This is a genomic window from Singulisphaera rosea (assembly GCF_054877945.1).
Map to the genome: position 1 here is coordinate 111,022 of NZ_JBTYIP020000016.1, position 25,562 is coordinate 136,583.

General features: G+C 62.9%; 21 protein-coding genes. 9 read left to right on the top strand and 12 right to left on the bottom strand.

Annotation, left to right across the window (positions count from 1 at the left end; all coding sequences use genetic code 11):
• Window positions 1–378: 378 nt before the first annotated feature.
• The 6 genes from ACYOEI_RS24315 to ACYOEI_RS24340 form a co-directional block, all read right to left on the bottom strand.
• Window positions 379–6,006: a DEAD/DEAH box helicase family protein gene (locus ACYOEI_RS24315; protein WP_462852220.1), complete on the bottom strand. Its 5,628-nt coding sequence runs from the start codon at window positions 6,004–6,006 to the stop codon at window positions 379–381.
• A 335-nt stretch (window positions 6,007–6,341) separates the two neighbouring features.
• Entirely contained in the window at window positions 6,342–6,665 is a 324-nt protein-coding gene (locus ACYOEI_RS24320) for a hypothetical protein (protein WP_462852221.1), read from the bottom strand.
• A 776-nt stretch (window positions 6,666–7,441) separates the two neighbouring features.
• Complete coding sequence (locus ACYOEI_RS24325; protein WP_462852222.1) at window positions 7,442–8,584, bottom strand: PDDEXK nuclease domain-containing protein; 1,143 nt, start codon at window positions 8,582–8,584, stop codon at window positions 7,442–7,444.
• A gap of 263 nt (window positions 8,585–8,847) precedes the next feature.
• Window positions 8,848–10,065, bottom strand: a complete 1,218-nt coding sequence (locus ACYOEI_RS24330; protein ID WP_462852223.1) for a hypothetical protein — start codon at window positions 10,063–10,065, stop codon at window positions 8,848–8,850.
• Window positions 10,001–10,267 carry a hypothetical protein gene (locus ACYOEI_RS24335; RefSeq protein WP_462852224.1) on the bottom strand — a complete coding sequence of 89 codons (267 nt, stop codon included), beginning with the start codon at window positions 10,265–10,267 and terminating at the stop codon, window positions 10,001–10,003. Before ACYOEI_RS24335 ends, ACYOEI_RS24330 begins: the two co-directional genes overlap by 65 nt.
• Window positions 10,268–10,333: 66 nt before the next feature.
• Complete coding sequence (locus ACYOEI_RS24340) at window positions 10,334–12,313, bottom strand: NHL repeat-containing protein (protein ID WP_462852225.1); 1,980 nt, start codon at window positions 12,311–12,313, stop codon at window positions 10,334–10,336.
• Between the two features lie 230 nt (window positions 12,314–12,543).
• On the opposite strand from ACYOEI_RS24340, the gene ACYOEI_RS24345 reads away from it, so the two are divergent.
• The 5 genes from ACYOEI_RS24345 to ACYOEI_RS24365 all read left to right on the top strand — a co-directional run bounded on the left by ACYOEI_RS24345 (window position 12,544) and on the right by ACYOEI_RS24365 (window position 16,227).
• Complete coding sequence (locus tag ACYOEI_RS24345) at window positions 12,544–13,494, top strand: tyrosine-type recombinase/integrase (protein ID WP_462852226.1); 951 nt, start codon at window positions 12,544–12,546, stop codon at window positions 13,492–13,494.
• Window positions 13,495–13,826: 332 nt separating this feature from the next.
• A complete protein-coding gene (locus ACYOEI_RS24350) occupies window positions 13,827–14,180 on the top strand; it encodes a hypothetical protein (RefSeq protein WP_462852227.1) in 354 nt (117 codons plus the stop codon).
• Window positions 14,181–14,374: 194 nt separating this feature from the next.
• On the top strand, window positions 14,375–14,920 hold the full coding sequence (locus tag ACYOEI_RS24355) for a winged helix-turn-helix domain-containing protein (protein ID WP_462852228.1): 546 nt from the start codon (window positions 14,375–14,377) through the stop codon (window positions 14,918–14,920).
• Window position 14,921: 1 nt separating this feature from the next.
• Window positions 14,922–15,452 (top strand): IS630 family transposase, encoded by a 531-nt coding sequence (locus ACYOEI_RS24360; RefSeq protein WP_462852229.1) that lies wholly within the window; start codon window positions 14,922–14,924, stop codon window positions 15,450–15,452.
• Between the two features lie 166 nt (window positions 15,453–15,618).
• Window positions 15,619–16,227 (top strand): recombinase family protein, encoded by a 609-nt coding sequence (locus ACYOEI_RS24365; protein ID WP_462852230.1) that lies wholly within the window; start codon window positions 15,619–15,621, stop codon window positions 16,225–16,227.
• A 635-nt stretch (window positions 16,228–16,862) separates the two neighbouring features.
• Here the strand turns inward: ACYOEI_RS24365 and ACYOEI_RS24370 are convergent.
• Together ACYOEI_RS24370 and ACYOEI_RS24375 are read right to left on the bottom strand one after the other, a co-directional pair.
• Window positions 16,863–17,639, bottom strand: a complete 777-nt coding sequence (locus ACYOEI_RS24370; protein ID WP_462852231.1) for a hypothetical protein — start codon at window positions 17,637–17,639, stop codon at window positions 16,863–16,865.
• Window positions 17,640–17,650: 11 nt separating this feature from the next.
• A complete protein-coding gene (locus tag ACYOEI_RS24375; protein WP_462852232.1) occupies window positions 17,651–20,164 on the bottom strand; it encodes an HsdM family class I SAM-dependent methyltransferase in 2,514 nt (837 codons plus the stop codon).
• 406 nt (window positions 20,165–20,570) lie between these two features.
• Here ACYOEI_RS24375 and ACYOEI_RS24380 point away from each other — a divergent pair, with 406 nt between their 5' ends.
• Window positions 20,571–20,696 (top strand): hypothetical protein, encoded by a 126-nt coding sequence (locus ACYOEI_RS24380; RefSeq protein ID WP_462852233.1) that lies wholly within the window; start codon window positions 20,571–20,573, stop codon window positions 20,694–20,696.
• Window positions 20,697–20,815: 119 nt separating this feature from the next.
• Window positions 20,816–21,478, top strand: coding sequence for a tyrosine-type recombinase/integrase (locus ACYOEI_RS24385; RefSeq protein WP_462852234.1), 663 nt, complete (start codon window positions 20,816–20,818; stop codon window positions 21,476–21,478).
• 303 nt (window positions 21,479–21,781) lie between these two features.
• Here the strand turns inward: ACYOEI_RS24385 and ACYOEI_RS24390 are convergent, their stop codons facing one another.
• Genes ACYOEI_RS24390 through ACYOEI_RS24405 form a run of 4 tightly spaced genes read right to left on the bottom strand, consistent with a single transcriptional unit; the run spans window position 21,782 to window position 23,671 of the window.
• Window positions 21,782–22,576, bottom strand: a complete 795-nt coding sequence (locus ACYOEI_RS24390) for a HesA/MoeB/ThiF family protein (protein ID WP_462852235.1) — start codon at window positions 22,574–22,576, stop codon at window positions 21,782–21,784.
• A gap of 23 nt (window positions 22,577–22,599) precedes the next feature.
• On the bottom strand, window positions 22,600–23,067 hold the full coding sequence (locus tag ACYOEI_RS24395; RefSeq protein WP_462852236.1) for a hypothetical protein: 468 nt from the start codon (window positions 23,065–23,067) through the stop codon (window positions 22,600–22,602).
• Window positions 23,058–23,399 carry a hypothetical protein gene (locus ACYOEI_RS24400; protein WP_462852237.1) on the bottom strand — a complete coding sequence of 114 codons (342 nt, stop codon included), beginning with the start codon at window positions 23,397–23,399 and terminating at the stop codon, window positions 23,058–23,060. The genes ACYOEI_RS24395 and ACYOEI_RS24400 overlap by 10 nt, the downstream gene beginning before the upstream one ends.
• On the bottom strand, window positions 23,396–23,671 hold the full coding sequence (locus ACYOEI_RS24405) for a hypothetical protein (RefSeq protein WP_462852238.1): 276 nt from the start codon (window positions 23,669–23,671) through the stop codon (window positions 23,396–23,398). Before ACYOEI_RS24405 ends, ACYOEI_RS24400 begins: the two co-directional genes overlap by 4 nt.
• Window positions 23,672–23,817: 146 nt before the next feature.
• On the opposite strand from ACYOEI_RS24405, the gene ACYOEI_RS24410 reads away from it, so the two are divergent.
• Both ACYOEI_RS24410 and ACYOEI_RS24415 read left to right on the top strand, forming a co-directional pair.
• On the top strand, window positions 23,818–24,528 hold the full coding sequence (locus tag ACYOEI_RS24410) for an RNA polymerase sigma factor (protein ID WP_462852239.1): 711 nt from the start codon (window positions 23,818–23,820) through the stop codon (window positions 24,526–24,528).
• Window positions 24,525–25,559, top strand: a complete 1,035-nt coding sequence (locus ACYOEI_RS24415; protein ID WP_462852240.1) for an ImmA/IrrE family metallo-endopeptidase — start codon at window positions 24,525–24,527, stop codon at window positions 25,557–25,559. Before ACYOEI_RS24410 ends, ACYOEI_RS24415 begins: the two co-directional genes overlap by 4 nt.
• Window positions 25,560–25,562: the final 3 nt, after the last annotated feature.

Sequence of the window (25,562 nt, forward strand, 5' to 3'; positions counted from 1 at the left end):
ACGATGCTGCTATGGCTTCGAGATGTGTCCACTTCGTTATACGGATCCGAAGGAGCGTTATTGATCGAAAGGCAACCGCCACAGCTCAATGCAACATGAAACTCGATTGTGATGAATTCCGAACCACTGAGACTGGCAGTGAGATCGGCTAATTCCCAATGAATGGCCACAGCAACCTAGCAGCGGGCCGAGTGTCAACACCTGTCAGCGTGCCCCAGTTACGGGATCGTCCGTCCTCGAATCGGGTGCCGGTTCAACATTTCTCGCCGCGATTCCAGAGGAGCGTCGTCCCTTTTCTCTCGGATCGACCTTGGAGGGCGTTCCCGAACCGAGGTCGGAACCTGCGCGTAGTGTCCGACTAACCGAAAGCATTTCAGTCTACGCGATGGAAACTACGGCCATGACTGGTTCTATGCCTTTGTCCTGGCGGATGGCGTTGACGACCTCCTTGAACTCTCGCTCCATCTTATCGACCGATTGCCAGCGCGCGTCCGGGGCGATCTGCTTGGTCCACACGCCTTCGCTTTCGGTGCGGTCGATCCAACCGGCGTGCTTGAGCATCAGAAGATATTTATCCTCGGGCCGCTGCTCGAAATAAATTTGCATCTGTCGGTATTTATGACTGCGCCGTAGCTGAACCCTTGGGCTTCCCCGCGTATCGCCGAGACTGATCGACATGACCGGGCGCGGGTCTGGCGTGACGATGGGCTTTCTCGGTTCCGCCCCGATTTCTTGGCCAGAGGGCCGGTCTGGAGTCGACACCAGGTCATGTCCGGCCTGAGTGGAATCAACGGCGCTTGGGGGCGCGGCGTCCTTGGCGGCTTGCCCTGACGTGTCCATGTCTTGTGCGGATTCGGCGGGTTTGTTCTTGCTCCTTCCCATGACGTATCTCCTTTCCTGTTGAGTCGTTGGTTCTGACATGCGGTCTTCTGCATCGTCTGCCAGATGTATTATCGCATGTGAACGCGATTGGGAATCGCTTTCTGACGCCGCTTCTTGGTGGACGGCAATGGAGGTCGGTTCGTTAAAGGCTGGCCCCGAGTTTGTGGCGGGCCCTTCATTGCGGCGGCGGATGCGGGTGGTGACGGGTACCTCGCCGGCGAGGTGAAGGCGTGCCACAGTCCTCTCTGGCGTCCCGTCGATCGTATGGGCGGCTTTCAAGGCTTTGATGCGGTCGGCAAGCTCGGACACGGGCAGCTTGCCCTCCGTTGGCTCGTGCTGCGATGCGGACAGTCCAGCTTTGAGCTGGTTGCGTAAGTCGGTTAGCGCGGCGAGATAGGCGTCATGAGGGAAAAGGTGGCCGATGCGTGCCTCGTAGTCGCGGCGCTGACCCTCGGCGATTGCGAGATCCTGCTGTGTGGCCGCGCAGTGGTCCGGGTAGCTATCGGCGAGCCGGGCCAGGGCGTTCAGCACCGCCCGGGGACCGCGATGGTCGCGCGAGAGCATGACGGAGCGGACCGCTTGCTCTTCGAGGAAGACCTCGGCGACTCCATTCGCGTGCAGCATCAGCCCGAAGGCGAGGCCGCGATATCGTCCGAGCGTGAAGGTTTGGAAGGCGCGCGGCTTTTCCGGCAAGGCGTCGAGGCTGCGGCCAAGCGCCGCCAGGGCCTCGTCGCCGCGGTAGGCGCGATCCCTGACGGTGAGCGGATCGGCGGCATGTGCGACGGCGGTGGCCAGGTCGGACGATAGCCCCGCCAGGCGTTGCGAGAGCCGTGCGATGGTCTGCGGCAACTCGCGCAGGGCGCGCCGGGCGAGGTACTGCTCGTCGGAGTGGTTCTTCTTGAGCACGGCCAGGCGTTGCAACTCGGCGTCTGCTTCGGCCAGCGTGAGGACGGCCGGGTTGCCCGAGGCGATCGCCTTCACCTCGGCATAGCTCAATTCCTGGCCGCCGATGTCCTCAGCCCGGCGCGCGGCGTTGTCGCCGGTCATCACTTGCGAGATGAAACGGGCCTTGGTCTCGAGTGCCTGCCACATATAGGCGTCGAATGATCCTTCGGTCACATAACGGTAGACCGCCACTTCCTCATTGGCGTTGCCCTGTCGCAGGATGCGCCCCTCGCGTTGCTCGACCTCGGCCGGCTTCCATGGGGCATCGAGATGATGCAGGGCCACCAGTCGTTTCTGGACGTTGGTGCCGGTGCCCATCTTCTGGGTGCTACCGAGCAACACTCGCACCGCACCCGAGCGGACCCGGTCGAACAAGGCTTGCTTCTTGGCGTCGGAATCGGCGTCGCCGATGGCGGCGATCTGATCGCGGGGAATCCCGCTCGCGATCAGCTTTTCGATCACCTCATCATAGACGCAATAGTCCCAGGGTGTCGGATGGACGCCCATATCGCAGAAGATCATCTGCGTGCCGCGTGTCGCGGCGGTTTTCTTCCAGACCGCGGTCACGTTTTCGGCCAGGGCGTTGATCTTCGAGCCGGGGAAATCCTCGGCCGTATTCGAGAGCAGCCGGGCGTCGAGGGCGAGCTTGCGGCCGTCGGTGGTGATGGCCAGGGCGTTGTCGACTCTCGGATCGACCTTCTGCGATCGTAGCCGCTCGTAGCGGGCGACCAGTTCGGCCTGGAGCGCCCGCTGCTCGTCAGACATCGGGCAGGCGACGACGATCGGTTTGCCGGTTTCGAGCCTCGGCCGGGGCAGGTCGAGCATGTCGGCCGTCTGCACGTCGGCGAAGGCGCGGAACATCTGCTGCAATTCCGGGAGGTTGGTGAAGCGTGCGAACCGGCTTCGGGGTCGCAAGGACGCTCCGTCGGGCGAGATTTCCATGGTGTCGACTACTTCGCCGAAAGTGGCGGCCCAGCTGTCGAAATGCTCGATGCCGCGCGAGGCCAGGCCCTCGGGATTGAGGAAGCGTTGCATGGTGAAAAGCTCGACCATGGTATTGCTGATCGGCGTGCCGGTGGCGAAGGTGACGCCGTGGCCGGGGTGACGCTCGCCGAGGTAGCGGGCCTTCATGTAGAGGTCGAACGCCCGCTCGCTGCCCCCGGTCTGGATGCCGGCCACGCGTTCCATCTTCGTCGGCGTCTCGAGGTTCTTGAAATAATGGGCCTCGTCGATGAACACGTGATCGACGCCCAACTCGTCGAACACCAGCCCATCATCTTTCTTGTCCTCGGCGGCCAGTTCCTTCAGCCGCTCCTCGCGTCGGACTTTCTGCTTCTCGATGGTCTTGATGATATTGCGCGGTGTCCCGCCGCTGGCGTGGTCGCGGAGCAACTGGTCGTATTCGGCGATCTGCTCGCGGAGGAACCGCTCCAGGTAGTCGTTCGACATGCCGATGCGCTCGAAGCTCGAATGTGTGATGACGATGCCATCCCACTCGCCACTGGCGATCCTGGCGGTGAGAAGCTTGCGGCGGTCGTGGGCCAGGTCGTCCTTGGTGGCGACGAGAAGCCGGGCGTTGGGGTAGAGCTGCATGAACTCGCGGGCGAATTGTTCCAGCATGTGGTTGGGAACCACGTACATGGGCTTTTTGACCAAGCCGGCCTGCTTGAGCTTCATGCCGGTGGCGGCCATGGTAAAGGTCTTGCCGGCGCCGACGGCGTGGGCGAGCAGCGTGTTGCCGCTGCTCATCCCTCGCCACACGGCATCCACCTGGTGGGGGTTGAGCCGGATGCCCTGGCTCAGGCCGGGGAACTCCAGGTGCGAGCCGTCGAACAGCCGCGGACGCAGGTTGTTGTAGGTGTCGTTATAGAGCCGAACCAGTCGCTCGGTGCGGTCAAGATCGGCGAAGACCCAGGACTTGAAGCGCTGCTTGATCTGCGTTTGCTTCTCGCGAGCGGCGAGCGTCGCGTCCTGGTTGACCACTCGCTCTTCACGTTCACCGTTATGCACGATGTCGTAAATGACGGGAGTTTTCAGGTTCAAGGCCAACTCGAGCAGCCAGGTGCCGTTGGCCCGGCTCGTGCCGTATTCGGCGATGGCCGCCACCGAGGCCTCTGCGGCGTGGCTTGCCTCGACGCTCCAGAGGGCGTCCTTCTTGAGATGTCCGATGGGGATGGATGTCGGTGCGACGCCAAACAACTCGGCGGCGAACGCCTGTATGTCGCTGACCGGTATCCACGGGGCACCGAGGCCGGCGTCGATGTCGCCCGGCAGCACGTCTTCCGGTTGGACATGACGTAACGCCTCGGCGTTGCGGGAGAACTCGGCGCCGGCGCTTTCGGCGATGGCGAGCTTCGCGCGCACGTTGCCCGAGAGATACTGGTCGGCGGTCTGCCAGTCGTTCGTTTCCGGGTCGCGGTAGATCAGGTCGCCGAGTTCGGCGACGATCATCTCCTCCGGCTTGCCGTAGAGCCGCGAGATGAACGGCAAGTCGATGCCGCCGGTGCGGTCGAGCGACACCAGCAGCCCTTCTTCGGCCGAGGTCACCGATGTGATCGGCGGGCTTTTGCCCACCACGTCCTTGAGCAGGATCGGGGCTTTGACCGCCTTGCCGGTCACCTCGTCATAGTCCTCGAGGGCCATGACCAGCATGGCGTCTGGGTCTTCCCGGAATTTCACGAGGTTGGGCATGCGGCGGATGACACCACCGTCTTTCGCCTCGGAGAAGGTGGTTTTGTTGATGGGTCCGTAGGTAAACGCAAACAGGTCGTACGCCCGGTTCAGGGTACGGCGGGCCTCGACGCGGTCCTCCTCCGGCCAGCCTTCGTTCTGCGATTGCAATACACGGCGGGCGAGGCCGCGTAGGCCGACCAGGGCGGCCAGCCGTTTGCCGGTCATGGTGCCGTCGGCTCTGAGCAGCGTGCCGCTATAGGTGACCGGTCGTGACTGCCCTTCCTCGATCTGGCAGATCGTGCGGTCATCGCCTACGAAGAAACTTCCCTCGGCGATGTGTCGCTCAAGGGGTGGCGGAGTGAAAGCCGGTGCGGGCCGGTCCGAGACCGCCGCCGGTGCGAGTTCAGGGAGATGCCGGATGGCGGCGTCGAGTTGCAAGGCGAGATCGCCGTTGCCACTGACGCTGTAACCCGATTCATCGCCATAGAGCCGGTTCTTGCGGCTCCAGGTGCCCAGCACCATCTCGGGATGCTTCAGGAAGTAGCGGTTGATGGGAAACTCGACCCCCTCGATGACAAGCGGTGCGGTCTCCAGCCAGGTGTCGTCGGCGTGGTTGACCGGCTCAGCAGGGGCTCGCTTGCGCAGGAACACGATGTCGGTGACGACGGAGGTGCCTTCGCGTTTGAAGGCGTCGGAAGGCAGGCGGATCGCTCCCAGGAAATCGGCTTTCGAGCCGAGGGTCTCGCGAATGGCGGCGTTCTGCTTGTCGAGGGTGAAGTGGGTGGTCACCAGCGCGAGCACCCCGCCGGGCCTGAGCGCATCGAGTGACTTGGCGAAGAAGTAGTCGTGCAGGGCCAGCTTCCGGCCGCGATAGTCGAGCCGCACGTCGGCGAAGGGGACGTTGCCGATCACGGCGTCGATGCTGCCTTCGGGGAGGCGCGTGTCGCGGAAGTTTTCGATGCGGATGTCCGCAAGGGGATGGAGCACGCGGGCGATGCGGCCCGAGATGCTATCAAGCTCAACGCCGATGAAACGCATCTCCTGCGGGGCGAGGCCCATGAAATTCCCGACGCCGCAGCCCGGCTCGAGCGTGGTGGCGGTTGGCGGTATACCGAGGCGGGCCAGCGCCGCATGCAAGGCCCGGATGACGGTGGGCGACGTGTAAAACGCATTGAATGTCGTGCGCCGGGCGCTCTCATATTCCTCGGTCGTAAGCAATGAGAACAGGTCCTCGCCCAGCGCCTGCCAGCTGGCGTCCTTGTACAGCTGAGTGCCGGGGTCCGGGAAGATCGACAGCGCCACCGGGCCGAAGCCTGCGAAGCGGGCGAGGATCTCGCGTTCCTCCGGTGTCGCTGTTCGCTGGTCCTGCTCGATCCGTTTCAGGGTGCGGATCGCCGCCAGCAGGTCTCGGGCCTTGGCTTTCTCGCCGCCAGTCCGCGCGACGTCGGCGCTGCATTCAAGGGCTGGCAGTCTGGCAATGGGTACGTGTGTGGCGGTGCTTTCCATGACGTGGTTTCCTTCTTCGGTTCCCGGCCCCGCCATCGGGGCCTGACGGCTCGGAAAGGAATCAGCCCCAGGCTGGGGCAAAGCGAGCGCAGCGACCGGGCCAGCGGAAAATGGGGGGAGGCCTTCAGGGGGAACCGGGTTTCCGCTGGCCCGGCCCGGCGGGCTGATTACCGTGCCGTCATCCAGGGCCCGGTGCGGGGACGAGGGCAGGGGAGGGGCATCCTCTGAAACTGGTGCCGGCGGTTCCTGCGGCTGGGGAGTGCCGTCAGGATCGCGCCGGCCTGGAGAAACCTGAAAGGGAAGGCGGGGTTGGCGGGAGGTCGCACGCGAGGCGTTCAGGCGGGCGGCGTATGACGGCGGAGATAACTCATCGCCGCGTCGAGAGAGGGCGGCTCCGAATCGCTTCCGCTCGGGGTCGCTCCCGAGGGTAAAGCGCTCTTCATCTCCTCGATCGCCAGTTCCAGGGCCTCGCTCGCGATCACCAGCGGGTCTTTGGCCAGCCCGGCCCGGATGAGCTGGCCGGTCCAGTGGGCGTGGCGGGATTTGAGGCTCGAAGCGTAGCGGTCCAGGGTCGACAGCAGCGTTCGGCTCGCCTGGAGCTGCCTGTGCAGCTTCGGGCGGTCCTGGATCAGTTCGAGCATGATCGTCTTGTATTGCATGGGCCGCGCCTCCTGGTTGCGAAACGGCGTCCCGGCGCCTGTCGGCATCGTCGGGTTTGCGAAGAAACCCCGGCAGGAGGGGCGGTGGAAGAGACGGCCCCGGTGCCATGGGAAGGTGGGAACGATCGATCGCTGTTTGTCAGGCTCATAGCACAGAGGGAGAGAAAGCGCAAGCCGGAAGCGACGAGGTGGCACGTTTGAGAACAACAGCACATGCCGACCAACGGGAGCGATCCGTCAAACCGGCGATACCCTTCTTTCGCCTTTAACTCCCCGCGTCCCCCGCCGGGGGACGGGAGGGGGATCCTTGCGGAGCAGGCGCGAAGCGGCCCTCCGCTCAAAGCAAACCGGCGGGTTTCACCCCCCACGTCAACATGGGGTGAAACCGGCTGGAATCATGACCGCGCGGGAGCGCAGCGACCTTCCGCCAGGCGACGGATCGGCCAGCGGGATGACCGGCAGGGATGCCGGGCGTTCTGCTTGCCCGTCGCCGACCAGCGTCAGGGGGCGGGAAGGGGCCGGAGGCCGTCCCGGAGGGACCGCAGCGAAGCGGAGCCTGAAAGCACCCGGCCCGCGAAGCGGGGACGCCTCAGGCGACGGAATCGGCATGGCTTCGTCCGTTGGAATCGGAGCGACAGGGCGCACGAGATTTCGCGTCCGCCGTTCCGCCCAGGCAAATCTCAATGGAGGCCGCCATGCCCGCAAGCGGTGCCGATCGTTGCGCCCCGACAGGTCCAGGGCCGTTCGATTTCGCAGCAGTCGGGAAACGCTCTCGATCAAGAATGATCAGCGTCTGGGGCAATGCCGCTCCGCGCCTCCAGGGCCTTGCGCGTCCGCTCCAGTTCGGCGGTCAAGGTTTCCTCGCTCGGTAGGGCCGTGCGATACTCGGCGGCAAGGATCTTGCTCGACAGGCCTTCCAGAGCATATCTGGCGACACCGGCCCGGTGTTCGGCGCAAAGGATCAGCCCTACCGGCGGGTTCTCGCCTACGCGTGTCCAGTGATGTCGGGCATAATTCAAATAGAGGTTCATTTGACCAATATCTGCTGCGGTGAGGGCAGCAAGTTTGAGGTCGATCAAGATGAGGCAGCGAAGGCGGCGGTGAAAGAAGACGAGATCGATGCGGAACCATTCGTCATCGATGCGTAGCCGTTTCTGGCGGCCGACGAAGGTGAAATCGTCCCCCAACTCGAGTAAAAAGGTCTCCAGGTGGCGGATGAGTGCCTCTTCGAGGTCGCTTTCGGAGTATTCATCCTTGAGATTGAGGAATTCCAGGACCAGCGGATCCTTGATCTCCTCTTCGGGAGTGACGGCGTCCTCGGGCCGCGCCTTCCGGCCCTTGGTGAGCATGGCCGCCTTGTTGCGAGAGAGCATCGTCCGCTCGTAGAACTGCGTGCTGATCTGGCGGTCGAGTTGCCGAACGCTCCACCCGCCTCGCAAGGCTTCCGATTCGTAGAAGTCCCGAGCCTTGGGATTCGCGACCGACATCAGGCGGATATAGTGAGACCAGGAGAGAGGGAACCGGGTTGCGATATCGGCCAGCGCCGGCCTTTCGGGCATCTCGCCCCGTCCGGATTTTGCAGACGGCGTCTGCAAAATCGGCGGGTAAGCCGAGTAAAACTGACGCATCTGGTAAAGGTTGCGGTATCCAAAGCCCCGGCCGCATCGTTTCGTGAGGTCTTTGGCCATCCGGGTGATGAGTTGCTCGCCATACTCGGCGCGGCCCTTTCCCCGCTGCTCCTCCTCGACGATTCGTCGACCCACTTCCCAGTAGGTGGCGGTCATGATCGAGTTGACGGAACGTGCGGCGACCTGCCGGGCCGATTCCAGCAGATGGATCACTTCGGCCAGGACAGCGTCGTAGCCGGCGTCCGGCAGTTGGGCGGCCACGGATTTGGAAGGGGTGCGTTTTTTCGCCATGCTTCCCTATAACATGGTTCGGGGGAAGAGCAAGGCGGAAGACAGAGACCTCCCTCGCCTCCGAACGGATCGAGTCCATTCCGGGAGTTGCGATCGGCTGGCGGTGGAGCGTCAAGACCGCTCGTCACGGGGAGATTCGGAGCGGAAAACCTCCTGGAAAGATCAGGTCGCCAGCCGCCAGCGTCGCCGGGACATTTTAGAGACGGACCGTCTCGACGAAATCATCCCCTCCCGTTCGGGTGTGGCAAAAGTTCATGGCGGACTCAACCCGTTCGCCGTAGCTGTGTTTGCCAGTATTCATCCCACTGGTCGCTTTGGGTCAATGCTTCCAGCGCCATGATCGCCTCGGCATTGTCGCTGTCCCAGCGCATGCCCGACCCTTTCAGCCGCGCCGTGAGCGTCTTGCAGGTCGCCTCCGTCGGACCGCTGCCGATCTGCCAGCCCTTGGACCGGAACTCGGGATAACGGATCATCTCCCGTCGCTCGCCGATGTAGTTCACCAGCCGATCCGCCGCAGGACGGCCCTGCTTCAGCGCCACGCGCCACGCCAGCAGTCGGGTCCAGGCCGCCTCGTAGCCCTCGTGCTTGAAGACGTGCAGCAGATGGCCGGCCCATTCCTTGCCCGCCTCGTCATCATCCCCATAGATCGCCCGCCGGGCCTTATGCACGTTCTCGCCGAGGTGGTAGAAGTCCAATCCCAAGGCATCCAGGGGCAGGCCCTGACGCTCGACCTGGTTCCGGATCCACGGGGAGCCGTCGACGTTGCCTACCTTCTCGTCGGCTCGGTCCAGCCGGACTCGGCCGGCTTCTCGCCGCATCAGCCGCCCGGCCGCCTCGCAATCGCCTCGCGTGCCGCAGACCAGGCGATGGTCCTGGGCCTCGTCGTAGATGGCGATGATCTTGAACTCCTTGTACGACTGGTCGGCGCCCGGCTTCCTCGCGGGCAACGGCCGCGCCTTCCTCCCTCGCCGCCGCCGCTTCTCCCTGACCTTCTTCCGTCGCGACGCCTTCTCGGCCTCGGTCACCAGCGGCACCATCACGCCGTCGCTGCCGACATAGATCCGCGTGGCCTTCCCCTCGGTCTTGCAGTCGGCCGCCGACCAGCCCAACGGCAGTCCGCCCGACCGCTGCGCCTGCAAGACGCGCCTGCCTTCGGCCTCGACGAGCACCCGGAGCGTCTCGCCGCTGAGCTGGACCTGCGCGGTGCGCTTGAGGTTGGCCGCGGCCTTATCGAAGTTCTTGCCATCGCCGTTGAGCCGGCAGGCCATCTCGCGCACGCCCAGGCTGATCGTGCCCTCGACCGTATCCAGCCAGGCGTCCATCGGCGCCGTCGAGCCTTCGTGCGGGGAATGCCAGCGGCGTCGCCGGAGCCGCACCCGGCCATTGATCGTCAGCACGGTGAAGTCTTGCCGGCCCTTATTCCGCTTGGCCTTGCCGGTGCTCGGGTCCACCGGAGGGGGGGGAAGCGGCCTCCGCCGCATCGACTCGCATCTGCAATCCCTTCTCGAAGGCCTGCTGTCGCAGGCCCGCGAAGAGGTCGCGGACCCGCTCCTCGCTGCCCGAGATGATGTACCCAGGGGGAGCGTCGTTGATCGCGTCGGCGACCTGGCCGAGCATCGCCTCCATCTTGGCTCGCATCTGTGCGATGAACTCGTCGCGTGAGAGTTTCGGCTCGGCTGACATGGCAAAGACCTCCGATGGGAAAGAGTTCCTGCCTATCTTGACTAACCCGCAGGCCTGGCGCCAGGATTATTTGCCACACCCTCCCGTTCCGTCGCCGTTGCCGTCGAGTTTCTGGCCGAGCAGATTCACGATGCCGGCCGCGCTGACGGTTAACTGGGCCTGCCCATGAAACGTTTGGCGCCTGGGTAGCACGATGGAAATCGTGTGGGCTGCGCGATTGTAGACAACCCTTGCGATGCGGATGGTCTGGTCGAACGTCCCGGCCACGCCCAATCCATCCAGGGTGATGATCGCTGCGCTCATCGCGGCCCGTGACGGGATGGCCTGGTCGAGTTTCAGGACGATCTGTCTCACGCCGCCGCGTCCGCGCACGAACCGATTACGGATGATGCGCGGAGGGGTGGTCGCATAGCCCGGGGGGAGCGGCGACGCTGCCGGAGGCGGTGTGAGTGGTTGGTTGGGATTCGTCGCCCCTGATGGCGACTTGATGGGACCCCTGGTCGGAGTCGGGGTGGGAGTCGGCGTTGGCGTTGGGGTAGGTGTGGGAGTTGGCGTTGGGGTGGGAGTCGGGGTTGGTGTCGGAGTGGGTGTGGTCGATCCCCCCAGGATGAGACGGGCGACGCCAAAATCCGAGCTGAGATCGTCGGCGCTGGCGATCGAGCTGATCCCGGCGGAGCCTGCGACCACCAGCTTTCCATCGGGTGTCTGTGCGAGTGCGTGCGCTCGGGCGGCGTTCTGATCGATGCCGGTCGGTTTCTCATCGAAGCCGATGAATCGCTCGCCACTCTCGGCAAAGGTCGTGTCGAGGGTTCCGTTCGCGTTGAGGCGGACAACTCCGAAATCGACAAGGTCGCCGGACACTGCCGCGGTGACGTTCCCGCAGACAAGGATCCGGCCATCGGGTTCGATGGCGACGCCGCTGGCGTCGGCGGTCAGACCCAATCCAAGGGCATTGTGGAAGGGGAGAAAGAATTGACCGGTGCCATTGAAGGTGGGATCGAGCGCCCCGGAGGTGTCGAAACGCGCGATTTCATAACCGGTGTGATCCATCGTGCCGACGACGACGATCCTGCCGTCGGGCTGGATGGCCATCGCCGTCGCGCCTGTGTTGGAAGTCCCGGCCAGCGCCGTGTATTGAACACCAGAAGTCCCAAAGGAACGATCCAGAGTGCCATTGGAATTCAACCGGGCGAGTGCAAAGGATCCCTGCCGGACGCTCGGGTGATAACCTGCCAGGACGATCTTTCCATCCGACTGGATCGCGATGGCGCGATCCGTGTCCTTCGAGGACGAGGCGGGATCGAACGTGATCGTCTGCGTGCCGGACTGCCCGAAGCTCGTGTCGAGGCTTCCGTTGGACGTCAAGCGGGCGACGGCGAACTCGGAGCCGTTCGTATCTGTGGTCATGGTGCCCGCCACGACGATCTTCCCGGAAGAATCGATCGCCATTCCCGCGGTGGTGGCGGCTCCTGCGAATCCCACCGTCTGGACGCCGCCATTGCCGAACGTCGAGTCGAGCGAGCCGTCCGGCATCAGGCGCACCACCGCAAAGACGGCGAACCGCGATCCCCAATCGGCGGTTCCGGCAATGACGATCTTTCCATCGGGCTGAATGACGACTCCGGAAACGTCATCCACGGCGGTGCTTTCGCCGTTCACTTTGACGGGGATGGTGAGGGTGCCCCCAGTGCCGAATGTGGTATCGGGCGAACCGTCTGTGTTCAGACGGGCCACGGCCATTTGAAATCCGAAATTGAATCCTCCGTTGATCTGGCCTGCCAAAATCGTCTTGCCGTTGCTCTGAACAGCGATCGCATTGGCAACGGCCGTCGGACTCTGCAGGTCGGTGTTTGGGAAGCGAACAATCTGCGTCCCGGTCCTGTTGAACGTCGTGTCGAGATTGCCCGCAGCGCAGACGATCCGCCCCTCCATCGCTTCGAATGAAAGGACCGGCTTGCGTTCGCGTCTCTTACGGCTCCATTCGCCCCCCACCTGTCGCGGGCGGATCGCGGATGCTCTCTCTGGGCGTTTCCCGGGCGTTTTCATCGGCACACCTTTGTCGATTGGAGAAAACCTGCGACTTGATCAGAGGCACGCTGGTTTCGAGGACCTCGGAGGCTTTCCGTTCGGGGCGGAGGATCGCACAGACGCTCGATGGCGTTTTTTTGCTTGCGCCGTCCTAATCAATTGAGATATGATTGAGTGCAGGATAAAGGACATTATCCTGCATCGACGGAGGCCTGCGAATGTGTGCCGCTCGGGGAGCAAGGGAAGGGTTGGCAGAATTGGTCGAATGGCCAGGGAATGGCTTTCGGCTTCCAGCCATCGTCGTCAGGGCGGGAGACAAGGCGGGCAAGCGATTCGTGGAATTCTTCACAGCCCAGATCCGGAACGCGAACACGCGGCGGGCCTACGCGCGGGCCGTCGCCAAGTTTCTTGCCTGGTGCGATGATCGCGGCCTCGAACTTCAGCAGGTCGAACCGGTCACGGTCGCGGCCTATGTCGAGCAGCACCCGGGTTCGAAGCCGAGCGTCAAGCAATGCCTATCCGCGATCCGCATGCTTTTCGACTGGTTGGTGACGGGCCACGTCGTGGCGTTCAACCCGGCGTCGTCCGTGCGCGGGCCAAAGTACGTCATCAAGCGGGGCCGAACGCCGGTACTCACGGCGGTGGAAGCCCGGCGCCTGATCGACAGCATCGACGCCTCGACGATCATCGGCCTGCGCGACCGTGCTCTGATCGGTGTCATGGCCTTCAGTTTCGCCCGGATCGGAGCCGCCCTGGGGATGGAGGTGGGTGATTATTACACCGAAGGTGGCCAAGGCTGGTTCCGGCTGCACGAAAAGGGCGGCAAGCTTCACTACGTCCCGGCGCACCCCAAGGCCGCCCTCTATCTTGACGCATACATCGCAACAGGCGGCATCGTGGATGACCAAAAGGGTCCACTCTTCCGTACCGTTGGACGTGATCATGCACTGACGCGGAAGGCGATGTCGCCCATCGACGCGCTCAAGAGGATCAAACGACGAGCCCGAGCGGCGGCATTACCCGAGACGATTGGCTGCCACAGCTTTCGCGCCACCGGTATCACCAACTACCTTGAGAACGGCGGCACACTCGAGGGTGCTCAGGCGATCGCCGGCCACGAGTCGCCCCGCACAACCAAGCTCTACGATCGGAGAGGAGATAAGGCTACGGTGGAGGAGGTGAAACGAATCTCCATCTGACATGCGGACACTCGGACATTGTTAGACAGTTACAGATAATGTCCTTTATCCTGCATGATAGCTTAACCAAGGGCGCGTGGCGTCGGCAAGACCGTTTGATCGCGGGTCGCCGAAACCAGGAATGGAAGTTCGGCCAGGAGGGCAGACCAGCGTTCCAGGCCTGCCGTTGCGTCCTAAACCGGTCTTTTTCGCCAAGGGCCGGGCGACCAGACTTCGGCAGTCGGATTGTCTTTGATCCGAACAAGGTTCACAACTGGGGCGTTTCTGCCGGCCGCCCCTCTTCTGAAAGGAGTCAGATGATGACACTCTACCACGTCCACCTTTACCGCGAGATGCGGCTGACGTTCGAAGGCATCGAGGCGGAAACAGCGCAGGCCGCTGCCGCGATCGCTCACGACAAGCCGACCGACGAAGCCGTTGCCATCGAGGATTGCGACGGTGAAAACCTGGCCGCCGAGATCACTCCGGCCGGAGACGAGATGCCCGATCAACCCGTGACCATCGATTTCGCGGCCGAGCGTCTCCGCCAGTCGATCCCCGACCTTCTGGCGCTGTCGCATCGCGTCGTCCAGGCGAGATTAGCCGGGGAAACCGTCTCCGATCAACTCCATGTCGCGTCGGTCCTCCTTATCGCGACGCTTGAGGATGACCCACTCGGCGCCGACGATCGTCGCGTTCGGGGCTGAAACAAGTTCCGCGAACGTTCCGTCAATTCATCCGACGACGGCCGGAGTGGAGGGACCCCTTAGCGTGGGAGGTGAAGCCGTCGTCAGTGAGAAGATTCTCGCTTTCAGACGTGGCTGCTATCACGAATAATACGGAATCTTCTGGATCAGAAGCGTTACAATAGAGGGGTGATCCACGACTGGAGGGTATCACCATGGCCCGGACACGTTTGCCGATCGCCCCTCACCTGACTCACGACGAGATCTCCCTTCGCTACCGCTCCTGCCGCTCGGGTTTGGAGAAGACCCATTGGCAGGTCCTCTGGCTCCTGACCGGGCCCGACTCCCCCACTCCGGAGCGCGTCTCAGGCGTCGTCGGCCTCTCGCCCGGCTGGGTCCGGAAGGTCCTCAAGCGCTGGAACGCCGAAGGCCCCGACGGCCTGCAAGATCGCCGCGTGCGGACCAACGGCGGCCAATCCAAGCTCACCGACGACCAGCAGATCGACCTCTGGGACGCCCTGCGGCACGCCCCGCCCGACGGCGGCCTCTGGAGCGGGCCCAAGGTCGCCGCCTACGTCCGCCAGCGTTGGGGGGTCGTCGTCTGCAAGCAGACCGGCTGGTCCTGGCTGCGAGGCCTGGGGATGTCGCTGCAGGTCCCTCGACCCGTCCACACGGAGGCCGCCACGCCCGCCCAGCAGCGGGCGTGGAAAAGACGCACTGGGGGACCGGCTCGAGGGCCTGCGGCGGGACCACCCCGATAAGGTGGTGGAGCTCTGGGCCGAGGACGAGGCGAGGCTGGGCCTGAAGCCGATCACCCGCCGGGTCTGGTCGACGATCGGCCGTCGGCCGATCGCGCCAGGCCGGACGAGGTACGAGTGGCTCTACGCCTACGGCTTCGTGCACCCGGCCAGCGGCCGCAACCTCGAGTTGCTGCTCCCGTCGGCGAACGCGGACTGGATGGGCCTGGCCCTGGAGGAGTTCGCCCGCTGGGCGGACCCCTCGGGCGAGAAGCTGCTGGCCGTGCTGGTGGACAACGCGGGGTGGCACGTGGCGAAGCGTCTGGTGATCCCGGCGAACGTGGTGCTGCACCGGCTGCCGGCCTACACGCCGGAGCTGCAGCCGGCGGAGCCCTTATGGCCCCTGTTGCGCGAGGCGGTGGCGAACCAGGCGTTCGACGACCTGGATTCTCTGCAAGGGACCCTGGTGGAGCGATGCCGCTGGCTGATCGACCAGCCCGAGGTCGTACGCGGGGCGGTCGGCTTCCGGTGGGCCGCTGCCCTCAATAGTCAGTGATCCACAAGATTCGGTATAACAGGTGTTTTCCGTAAGACCAGAACGGGCCAGCCACCTTCGACCGGTTTTCTCGATCCGAGAGAGTTGCCGATTCACGAAAAACCTTGACGGAAACTCCGAGACGTGATTTATCACGGAAACGGTCTGTTTTGATGGTTTTCGTGAAATGCTTGTCGGCTATGTACGGGTTTCGACCTCTGATGATCGGCAATCGACCGATCTGCAACGTGATGCACTGCGCGCGGCTGGAGTCGATGAGCGGAATATCTACGAAGACAAAGCGTCCGGCGCCCGCGATGACCGGCCTGGACTCCAGGCCTGTCTCGAATTCCTCCGCGAGGGCGACATCCTGGTCGTCTGGAAGCTCGACCGCCTTGGACGTTCCCTGCCACATTTGATCGAGATCGTGAGCGGAGTTCGGGCCAGAGGGGTTGGATTTCGCTCGCTTACCGAAACCATCGATACGACGACAGCCATGGGCGAGTTCCTGTTTCATGTCTTTGGGGCGCTGGCGCAGTACGAACGGTCGCTGATCCGGGAGCGAGTTCTTGCGGGCCTGGCGGCGGCGAAACGCCGGGGCCGCAAAGGCGGACGGCCCCGCAAGCTCGATGACGAAAGAATAGGGGCAGCCCGTGCGCTGATGCTAAGCGGGATGACGGTCTCCGGGGTGGCGCGGTCGGTGGGCGTGCCGCGATCGACGCTCGTTGACTCTTTGAATCGTATGCCGACGGATCCGTGCGGATTCACCGGGGTGCTGGCATCTTCATCAACATAACAGGGAAGGGATTCGGCATGGACAACCTTCTGACCATCGCCTTCGAGACGCACCATGCGGAGTTGAATCACCACCGCCAGTTCCAAATCCGGAGTTGGCCGCGACGTGGTCGAAGACTGGACCGTGTCGATCACGTATAGTGACGCCGGTCAGAGCGGTCTGTAAAGGCGCTTCACTCGCCCAGAACAGGATGAAGCGCGGGCCATTATCCGCGAGCGGCTTATGCGCTGTTTGTCGGCTCCCAGCCGGATCGGCTGCCATTATCGCTTGACGACTCTGAGCACGGCCTCCGGAATCCATGCTGGAGCCAGGCTGCCGGGCGAGGTTATGGCGAAATTCTTTTCATGTTAGTTCGGAGAGAAACGCTTTCAAGGATTACACCGAAGGTGGCGGGAATTGTACCCATGTCTCTGATGACGCAAACAATTTGTCCATATGCAGTTGCGGAAACCCTTGGGTGGGCTTGTCGCGACGGCTATCGGGAGGACGTGGCACTCCGCGAGCTTGTCGGAAAATGGCACTCGCTGACGCCGGAAGTCAGGGACGCGATCATTGATTTGGTGCGGGGCGTTTGAGTTTCGGGACGGGGGTTGGAGGCCGGGTGAATTGCACCTGCGTCGCGAGATTCCGCGGCTTCAAATCGGCGCGTTGGCGTGGAACTCTTTCTCGAATTGCTCCTTGGCGTAGACCAGCGTGCGCTCCGCCCATTTGGTGATCTCGTTCCATTTTTCGGGGAGCGAGCATCGCCACCAATTCGGGTGGGCTTCTCCATGATTCCATCCACCCATAGCAAGGTGCATCCCCTTCAGCGAAAGCTCCTGCATCCCGCTGGGCTCGACGATCTCGACAAGCCCCGGCTCTTCTTCGGCGGGAAGTTCGATCAGGTCGCCCTCGGCCTGAGCGGGCGGCGCTTCAGCGGGCAACAGGTGGTACGAATCGACCAGCAGGTCGGGGTCGATGTGCCAATGCGGCTGGCCAGCCCGAGGGCTCCGATAATGAAGCGAGTCCCATTCAGCCCGGAGGATCGCCTTTCGCGGACGATAGAGGACGCCCCAATAAAACGTCCACGATAGCCCGACCAGATTAAATTTTCCGTCGCCCTCGGCCATCCACTGCTCGTACCAACCGGCCCAAAGAGTCGGCTCTTCCGGCGATTGCTTCCTGAGCCGGAAGACGAAAACCCGGCCGCCAAGATCGCGTTCGATCCGGTCGAAGGATGTGCCGTCGATAACGCCACCGCCCGCATTATCGACATCAAGCTCGAAGTTTATTTGCGTCTTGGCATCGACGTTTCCGAACCCTTTCGGATGGCTGGGCGAGACTATCCTGAGCGGGCTTTCCGCCGCCGCTTGGGCGATGTCGGCGATATTCGTGTGTAAGGAATCGATACTGGCCTTATTTACCCCGTGCATGGGATTTCCCATTAGATGTCGCGGGAGAGGATTTCTCCGAGCGGCATCTGATAGGCCCGAGCAGCGAGGTTATTGAGCCGCTCTAGGTCGTAGTCGTCGCCGGAGTGAATCGCGCGTCCGATGCGGGAAAGCCCTTTGACCATATCCTTGGTGGAGGGCGATTCGGCGGACAGGTCGGGGATGTGGACCTTGCTCACGTACCGGGAAGAAAGGTTGAGCTGGCCGCCCTGCATGACCGGGCAGGCGAAGGAAAGAAACCTGCCGAATACTTCGCTGTTCAGCAGGGCGAGATAAGCCCACGGCAGCGGGCTGTCATGGAACCCAACCGGTGTTGGCAGGCCTGAGTCGAGATCGGCGGGGTCTTCGATTTCGATGGAGGAGGACTGCTCGCGTAGCCAAACCCAAGCATACCCCTGCGTGACGACATATTGCCCGGAGTCGTCGTAGGCGAAGCTTCCCCGCTGCCCGAAATAAGCCGATACGATCTTGGGGGACGGCTCACGCTGCCATTCGCGTTCGTGGGTGAGCTTCCACCAGAATTCTTCATCGACGCGGGCGCGAGCCAGCAGCTTCGATTTGAGCGGCAGCAGAATTTCACGGTAATAGGTCGGAACGGCCGTCCTTACTTCATCCTCCGTATTCAGCTTCAGGCCATTGCTTCCGTAGGGGAAAAATACATATGCCTTTGGCGACAGCTTTCCGTTTCGGATCGTCGATGTCGCCGCCGTGGGCCTGAAATAATCCTTCTCGCCCGGCTTGAATTTGTCGTAGGTTTCCGCGCCGATTAGGAAGGCGTCGTTCAGCCCGGTGAGCGCCCCTTGGTGGACGTTGAACAAAGCGCCAACCGTTGGAATCTCCAAAGTCTCCAACCATTCGACGGCGCGGCGGTATCCCTCTGATCGCGGCGTCCATGTCGGTTGCTCGGTGATGAATTCAGCGGGTGCCTTATAAACTTCGAAGCTCTTGTCCTGCCGGTCCACGAACTCCGGGTCTTGGCGCAGGGCCCGAAGCGCGCTGTCTTCGGCCCCATCCGTGGCGATGACGACGGTGACTTGTTCCGGTGGCGGCGCACCCTTTGGCTTCTTCAGCACGATGAATGCGGGCTCGACTTTCGTGCCTTTGAAATAGCCATAGCCCCGGAAGCAGCCCAGCAGCGATAAGCGAGATTCCTTCGCAAGCGTCTCACGCCAGCGGTCGCCCGCCGAAGTCTCTAACAGCGGCGCGGGTAGCACAGACGACACGACGCCGCCCGGCTTAACGCTCTCGAATGCCTTCCACGAGAACGCCATCGCCTTATCGCTTCGGCCCCTGTCGAGCTTTCCCAATACCGCCTTCACGATGTCGAGCTGATCCTTGTCCATCCGGTCCACATGACTGAACGGCGGATTCATGAGGACGACATCCGGGTGGCCCCAATCGGCCTTCAGCGCGTCCTCGGCATCGACCTTATAGGTGACGCTCATCCCGGCAGCAATGGCGTCCTGACTCGCGTGCTCAAGGCAGAAATTCGCCATCGTGCATGAGATAGGCGACAGGTCGAGCCCGCGAATCCTGACATTCCCGCCGTACCCGCGATTCACCAGCTCAAGGATCGCCTGGATGAGAAAGACGCCCGACCCGCACGCGGGGTCAAGGATGTCGAGAAAGGAGAAAGCGGCAAGATCGCCAAGCGCGTCCAGAGCCTGCTGCACAAGGGTGCGGGCGAGGGCGACGGGCGTGAATCTCACGTCTGAACGAGCTGGCGGGAGCGTAGCCGCGTCGGCTTCATCCATGCCGGGGAAAAGTGAAGGCTGTGCCGGTTGGCGCTCTAGGGCCAAATGCGCTTCCTGATAGAGCTGGCCGGAGGCATGCCGCATCAGGAGATTGGGTTCGAGCGAATACTGGAACTGGGTTTCAGCGTCGATAAACCGCGAAAGCAAAATGTCGGAATTTATTGATCTTGTCGTGCCGATGATTTCCAGCGCTCCGCTCGCTTTTAGCAGCTCGATGTAGCCGCCCTTCAGGCCCTCAAGCATCGAGACGATACCGCCGATGTTGTTCCGTTTGCCGATCTCGGCCCGGTCGATTGCTTTGTCGGCTACGGCCTTCGAGGCAAGGATCAGGGCGTTGAAGACCTTTAGCGACTCGTGGCCGTTGTCCGCTCCACTGATGGCCCCGCGTATGGCACGAAAAGCCCGCAGGAGGTGCAGGATGACATCCGTGTGAGCGACGGGCTTGCCGCTCTTCACGATGTTGAAGAGCTGCGTGACGCCGCGCGGTGAATTCGGGAGCTGGAACTTGCGGATCGCCTCGGGTGAATCCCACCTGCGAAGAAGGACGACTTCCTTTTTCACGTCGGCGATGATGGCGTGATTCAGGAAGGATGACCACGACCATTCGAGCGGCCGGTTGCTGAAAAGGTCCGTGGCGTCGTCGGACATCAGGAAGGTGAAGCTCGAGCGCTGGCCGTCCAGCAGGACATTCCCGCTCTGGTGGTAGACCGATGAGGCTTTTCCGAACAGAGGCACCGGCACGAGACCAAGCACGCGCGCCCAGTCTGAAGCGTCACCGACGTCCCAGCGATCTGAGCCCGGAACCATAGGACCGCCGCCGCCTTTCGATATCAAGGTAGAATGCCGTAACCCGTTACCGGAGTATACCTTATTCTCAAGGGCTAGCGAAGTTCACTTTCCGCTTTGCCGCTTGGACTTGCAGCTAGAGCGTACCACGACGGTGCAACCGGAAAAATGCCCAGATTTCCTATTCTTCGCTTGTTCAGTCCGCATAACCGTTGCGACCTACATCGGCGGGACGGACGGATCAACCGTGTCGGGGCGGCAAATGGGTGGATTCTAAGCGACCGGTGGGCGCATGGCCACACGCGGCCGGATTTTCCGCTTCGGAGAGTGCCGGTTACTGAGGGGAAGCCAACGGAGGAAGGATGTGGCAAGCGTGGCTGGTGCAGCCAAAGCAGGACGCGAGGACAAGGCCGATGAAGATCAGGGATGCGATGCCGTCAAGAAATCGCTGGGCGGCGCGTGCGCGCTCTACGCGGTCGGTTCGACGTTCGATCATTAACCGTTCGCTTTTCGCGTTTCGGCATCGACGTTTTTCAACACGATCACTTGTCGGCGGTAGCCTTCGCACTGCCCGGCGTACCACCTGAGCCATTGAGTGCTGAGTCCATGATGTCCTGCATGTTCACTCCCACCGGCGGCAACGTCGGTGTTGCGGTCCTCACCGGGCTCGGGCGGCTGGAGCTGGCCAGCCTGACGCCGAACTCCTTCAAGCTCGACGACGAGCAGCCGACCCTCGTCGTGCAGGCGTCCAGTTCAAAGCACCACCGCAAGGACACGCTGTCGATGCATCCGGAACTGGTTGCAATGGTGCGTGAATGGACGCAGGACATGGAGCCGGACGCGCCACTGTTCCCCCGGCTGGCCCGGAAGAAAACCTACACGATGGTCCAGAAGGATTTGGAGCGCGCGGGCATGCCCTACGAGACGCACGAGGGGCTGGCCGACTTCCACGCCGCGGGGCGGCACTCCCACATCACCGGGTTGGTGAAGTCGGGGGCCTCGATCATGGAGGCCAAGGAACTCGCCCGCCACGCCGACATCAGGCAGACGGCCAAGTACACCCACATCGGGATGCAGGACCGGGCCGATGCGCTGGGCAATCTTCCTGTGCCAAAAAAATGCGTACCTGTTGAATTGTCGGAAATACGTCGGGTTTCGGGCGGCGTCTTGGGTCAGGAGCTGTCAGCGGGTGGCACGGAGGGCGAGAAGAGCGGACAGCCTGTAAACGACGAAACCCCCTCCGGAGAAGGGGGTTCGTCATCTCTTGGCGTCGCCAGTTAGGAGCTGGCATTCGACGCAAGTTATGGAGGCGGCAGGAATTGCACCCGCAACCGACTGTTCCGAAACGCCTTTTCGGGATTGCACTTGCGACGATTGCCCCACCGGGTGTTTGCATGATGTCTGTACGGCCGCGGTACTCCGCGAGCTGGTCGCAAAATGGCCCGTCCTGACGCCTTCCGTTAGGCGGCAGATCATGGGGTTGGCCGGAGGTGGCTGAGTCTCGGGACGGGGGTTGGAGGTGGGAAGAATTGAACTCGCGTCCTAAGACTTTGTGCGTGCCTAACGGATCCGTCGTAGCCTAAGCTAGAGCTTCACGAACACGGGGTCTCCGGCCTGATCGACCGGGTAGTGCGGACAGGGGCCGGGCGCAATGTACCTCAACCGGATGTGCGGCGCCAGCGTGCCATCGTTGCCGTTGTATTGGAGGTAGATCGGCGTCGTTGTGGTCCAGCCGGTCAGGATGTTGACGGCGATCCCCACGGCGGTTGAGGCCAGCACGCCGTTCGCCCAGACGACCTGCGGTTTACCCCCGGCGACCCCGTAGTTCGCGACTTCGCGGCCGATCTTCTCCCCGGTCAGGAAGTGCATGCAGAACATACACGGGCCGCCCGGGGCCGACAGGATGATCTGGCCGCTCATCGCCGGCGGGTCGCCCGCGTGGACGTCCATGCCGATGTCGATGTAAGGGACCAACAGGCGGCGGCAGCAGGCCTCGATCTGCTGGCGCTCGCTGAAGGAATCGACGCACCCCATGACGAGGGTGCTGCCGTCCAGGGCCTGCGGTCGATCCTGCCATCGGCAGGCGTAGGTCTCGACGTCGGCCAGCGGATTGATCTCCAAAATCCGCCGCCGAGCCGCCTCGACCTTCATGGTTCTGATCGCGACGTCCGCGATGGTCAGCGTCATAGTCCGGTTCAGGTTGGACTCGTCGCTAGGGTCAGGGTCGTACAGCACGAAGTTCTGGACGCCGAGATGGGCCAGCTCCGGCGCGATGATCGAGCCACCACCGCCCAGGCCATTGATGCAGACCCGGGCGGTCTCGATGGCGCGCTGCCCGGCCTCGCCGAGGAAGCCCTGCCGGGAGTATCGTTCGCTCATGCCTCGCTCCTATTCTTGAAGGTCTAGACGATCGAGATTCTGGTGACCCGTTCTGGCCCCTGCGCACCGGGCACCCAGACATCGGCAATTGCCGAATCGGGGCTGAGCAGGAACAAGCCTGTCGCCTGTGTCCGGCCGACCGCGCGGAAGGCTGGAATCAGCCTCGGCAGTTCCTCGTCGTCCTTCCGGGAGAACCAAGGGATTCCCGGCCCCTCGTGAAGGTGGGTGTGAAACACCCCCTCCCCAGTGTCGAGGACGCCCTGCATGGCGGCCCGGATGGCGTCGCCATCGATCCGAGCGCCGACCGTGTCATCGACCACGTACCGCTCGTCCGGGATGGGCACGTACCTGGTCATCACCACCAGATGCTGGGCTGGTTCGAGTCGGCTATAGAGGAAACCGATCCGCTCGGCGGCGTGCTCATGCGGCCGGCGGAGGTCCGCAAGGACCCCTTGGTAGAGGTCCCGCGGAAGGTGGATGGTTATGGGCATGTCAATGCCCTCAATAGGCGGGCCACCATCTGGGTCAGCGTGACCTTCTCCTTCGCCTGCCAGGAGAAGGCGTGCCACGTCCGACCGAGGATGTGGATGCTGCCATTCCAGTTCTTCGCGACCGGGGTGTTAACCCGCTCGGAGAAGAACAACCGATATTCGTAGCCCCCCAGATGCGAGGGGCAGAGCAACAACGTCATGGGGGACGGGCCGCAGCCGTCCGGGAGGGTCACGTCGGGGATGCGGAAGTAGGTGACCCCAGCCTCTTCCGCCCGTTCGGTGCCCGGGAACGTGTCGGCCAGCTCCCGGGCTTCGTCGGGGGAGAAGATCATGACGATCCGCCGTCCTTTGGGTGGTGGAGGAAGATCTCGCAACCCGTGATGTGGACCTTGCCGTCGTCGGGCAGGGCCACGATCTTCGACCCGACCAACTGGTCGAGGTCGTCGGTAAGCGGGATGCCCGCCAGCAGCTTGAGCGTCGCCACGCTCAGGTGACCGGGGTGGAGGAAGACCTCCTTGTTGTTGAACGGCACCTTGACCCGCTTCTCGCAGTCGTCGTGATGACCGTGGTCGTGACCCTTGCGGGCCTCTGCAATGGTATCCATCGGGCCTTCTCCGGTCGCCGCTGGGGCGACTGTGCGCTGTCGTCCACTCTGGGGTGGATTCCCGGGCGGCTCTCCCGCCTCGCCCTTGGTTACGGCGACCGCTTAACCGTCCCGGCGATTTTTGTCGGCGACGGCCGGACGGAAGCTTGTTATTCTGGACATTTGGCCAGGTCGCAGAAATTCTCGCGGTTCTGGTTAAGAGGCGGGCGTATAGGAGGGTGGAAGGCCGGAGGCTCCAAGCGATGGGTGAAACGCCAGGAGACGACGACGCGACGCTCGTCCGCAGAATTGCGGAGAATCAGGACGAGCACGCGCTGGCCGAACTGATGGAGCGACACGCCCCGAAAGTTACCGGGGATCTCCGTCACCGGTTCCGGCACCAATTGCAACACCCCGACATCGACGACGCGGTCAACAGGGCCGCCATGAAGCTGTGGAGGAACGCTCACCGCTTCAAAGGGACGAGACCGTTCGGCCCGTGGTTCCTGAAGATCGCCCATCACGCCGCTCTGGACATCCTGAAAGGCGTGAGGAGAAAACCGGCCAACGAGTTGGAATTCGATCCGACTGATCCGCTATCGGAGCAGCCCGACGATGAGCTGTCGTCGCGGACGGCTTGGTACATGAAGCAGTTGGAGCGGATAATCGACTACGAGCTGAAAGGGTTCGAGCAGATCGTGGCGCGGGCGGACGTTGCGGCCGGAGGCCCCGGTGAGGCGGACACCGCGCTGCTCATGAGGCAACACGACAAGAAGAAGAATGTGGTCCAAGCGACGCGGAGCAAGGTGTGGAAGAAAATCCGGGAGAAGGTCCAACATCTGGAAACCCTCCGGGACCACACAGAGGTAAACCCATGAACTCGGACGCCGATAAAGCTTGGGATCGCGCCATCGGCAAGCTCCGAAGGAAGAAGGGATTCAGCCCGCTTACGCCCGAGGAGGCCGAGGCCGCATACGAAACCGCCGCCGCAGTCCCGCTCTCGGCGGCCCGGATCAGCGACATCGTTAAGTTCGCGACCGGTGCCCAGCAGCCGGCCAAGTCGCCGTCGCTGAGCGAGTGGACCCGGCGGTTCCCGGTGAAAGTGATGAGGGCGTTTCAGTACACGCTGGCCGAGGGCGTTTCCGACGCCCAAGCCCTCTTGGATTACTTCGGCGTGGGATCGCCCGCCGCGTGGCAGTCTAAGTGGGACGCCCAACCGGTCGCCTTCCGCCAGACGCAGGTGTTCGACCCCCGAAAGGAAGCGATCTCGGCATGGGTACGCGAAGTCGAGATCGAGGCCGCCAAGTTGAAGCTTGCGGACTTCGATGAGGTCCGATTGCGGGCGTCGCTGGAACAACTGCGACGGTTGACCCAAAAGAAGGTCGGCGAGGCCTTGGAAGAGGCCGTTGCGATCTGCTCGCGGGCCGGGGTCGCCCTCGTGTTCGTGCCGGGACTACCGGGCACTCGGATCAGCGGTTGCGCCTGGTGGATCGACGATAAGCACGCCGTGATCGGACTTACCATCCGGTACAAGACCGATGACCAGTTCTGGTTCACGTTCTTCCACGAAGTCGCCCACATCCTTCTTCATCGCGGATTGCAGGCGTTCGTGATCGACAACGCGGCGAAGGAGATGGGCGACGAGGTCGTTGACGAGGACATGGCGAGGTACGAGGAGGAGGCCGACCGCTTTGCGGCCGACACGCTCATCCCGCCGAAGGCACTCGCCGAGTTCCTACGGCTTCACGGCAAGACTTTGACCAGCGAGGAGATTTATGAGTTCTCGGAGTCTATCGGAATCGGGCCGGGCATCGTGATCGGTCGCCTCCAGCACGACAAGGTTCTGGAGCATTGGCAGGGGAAAGAGTTCAAGCAGTTTCTGGATTGGGGCTTCACCCCCGAGGATTGAACC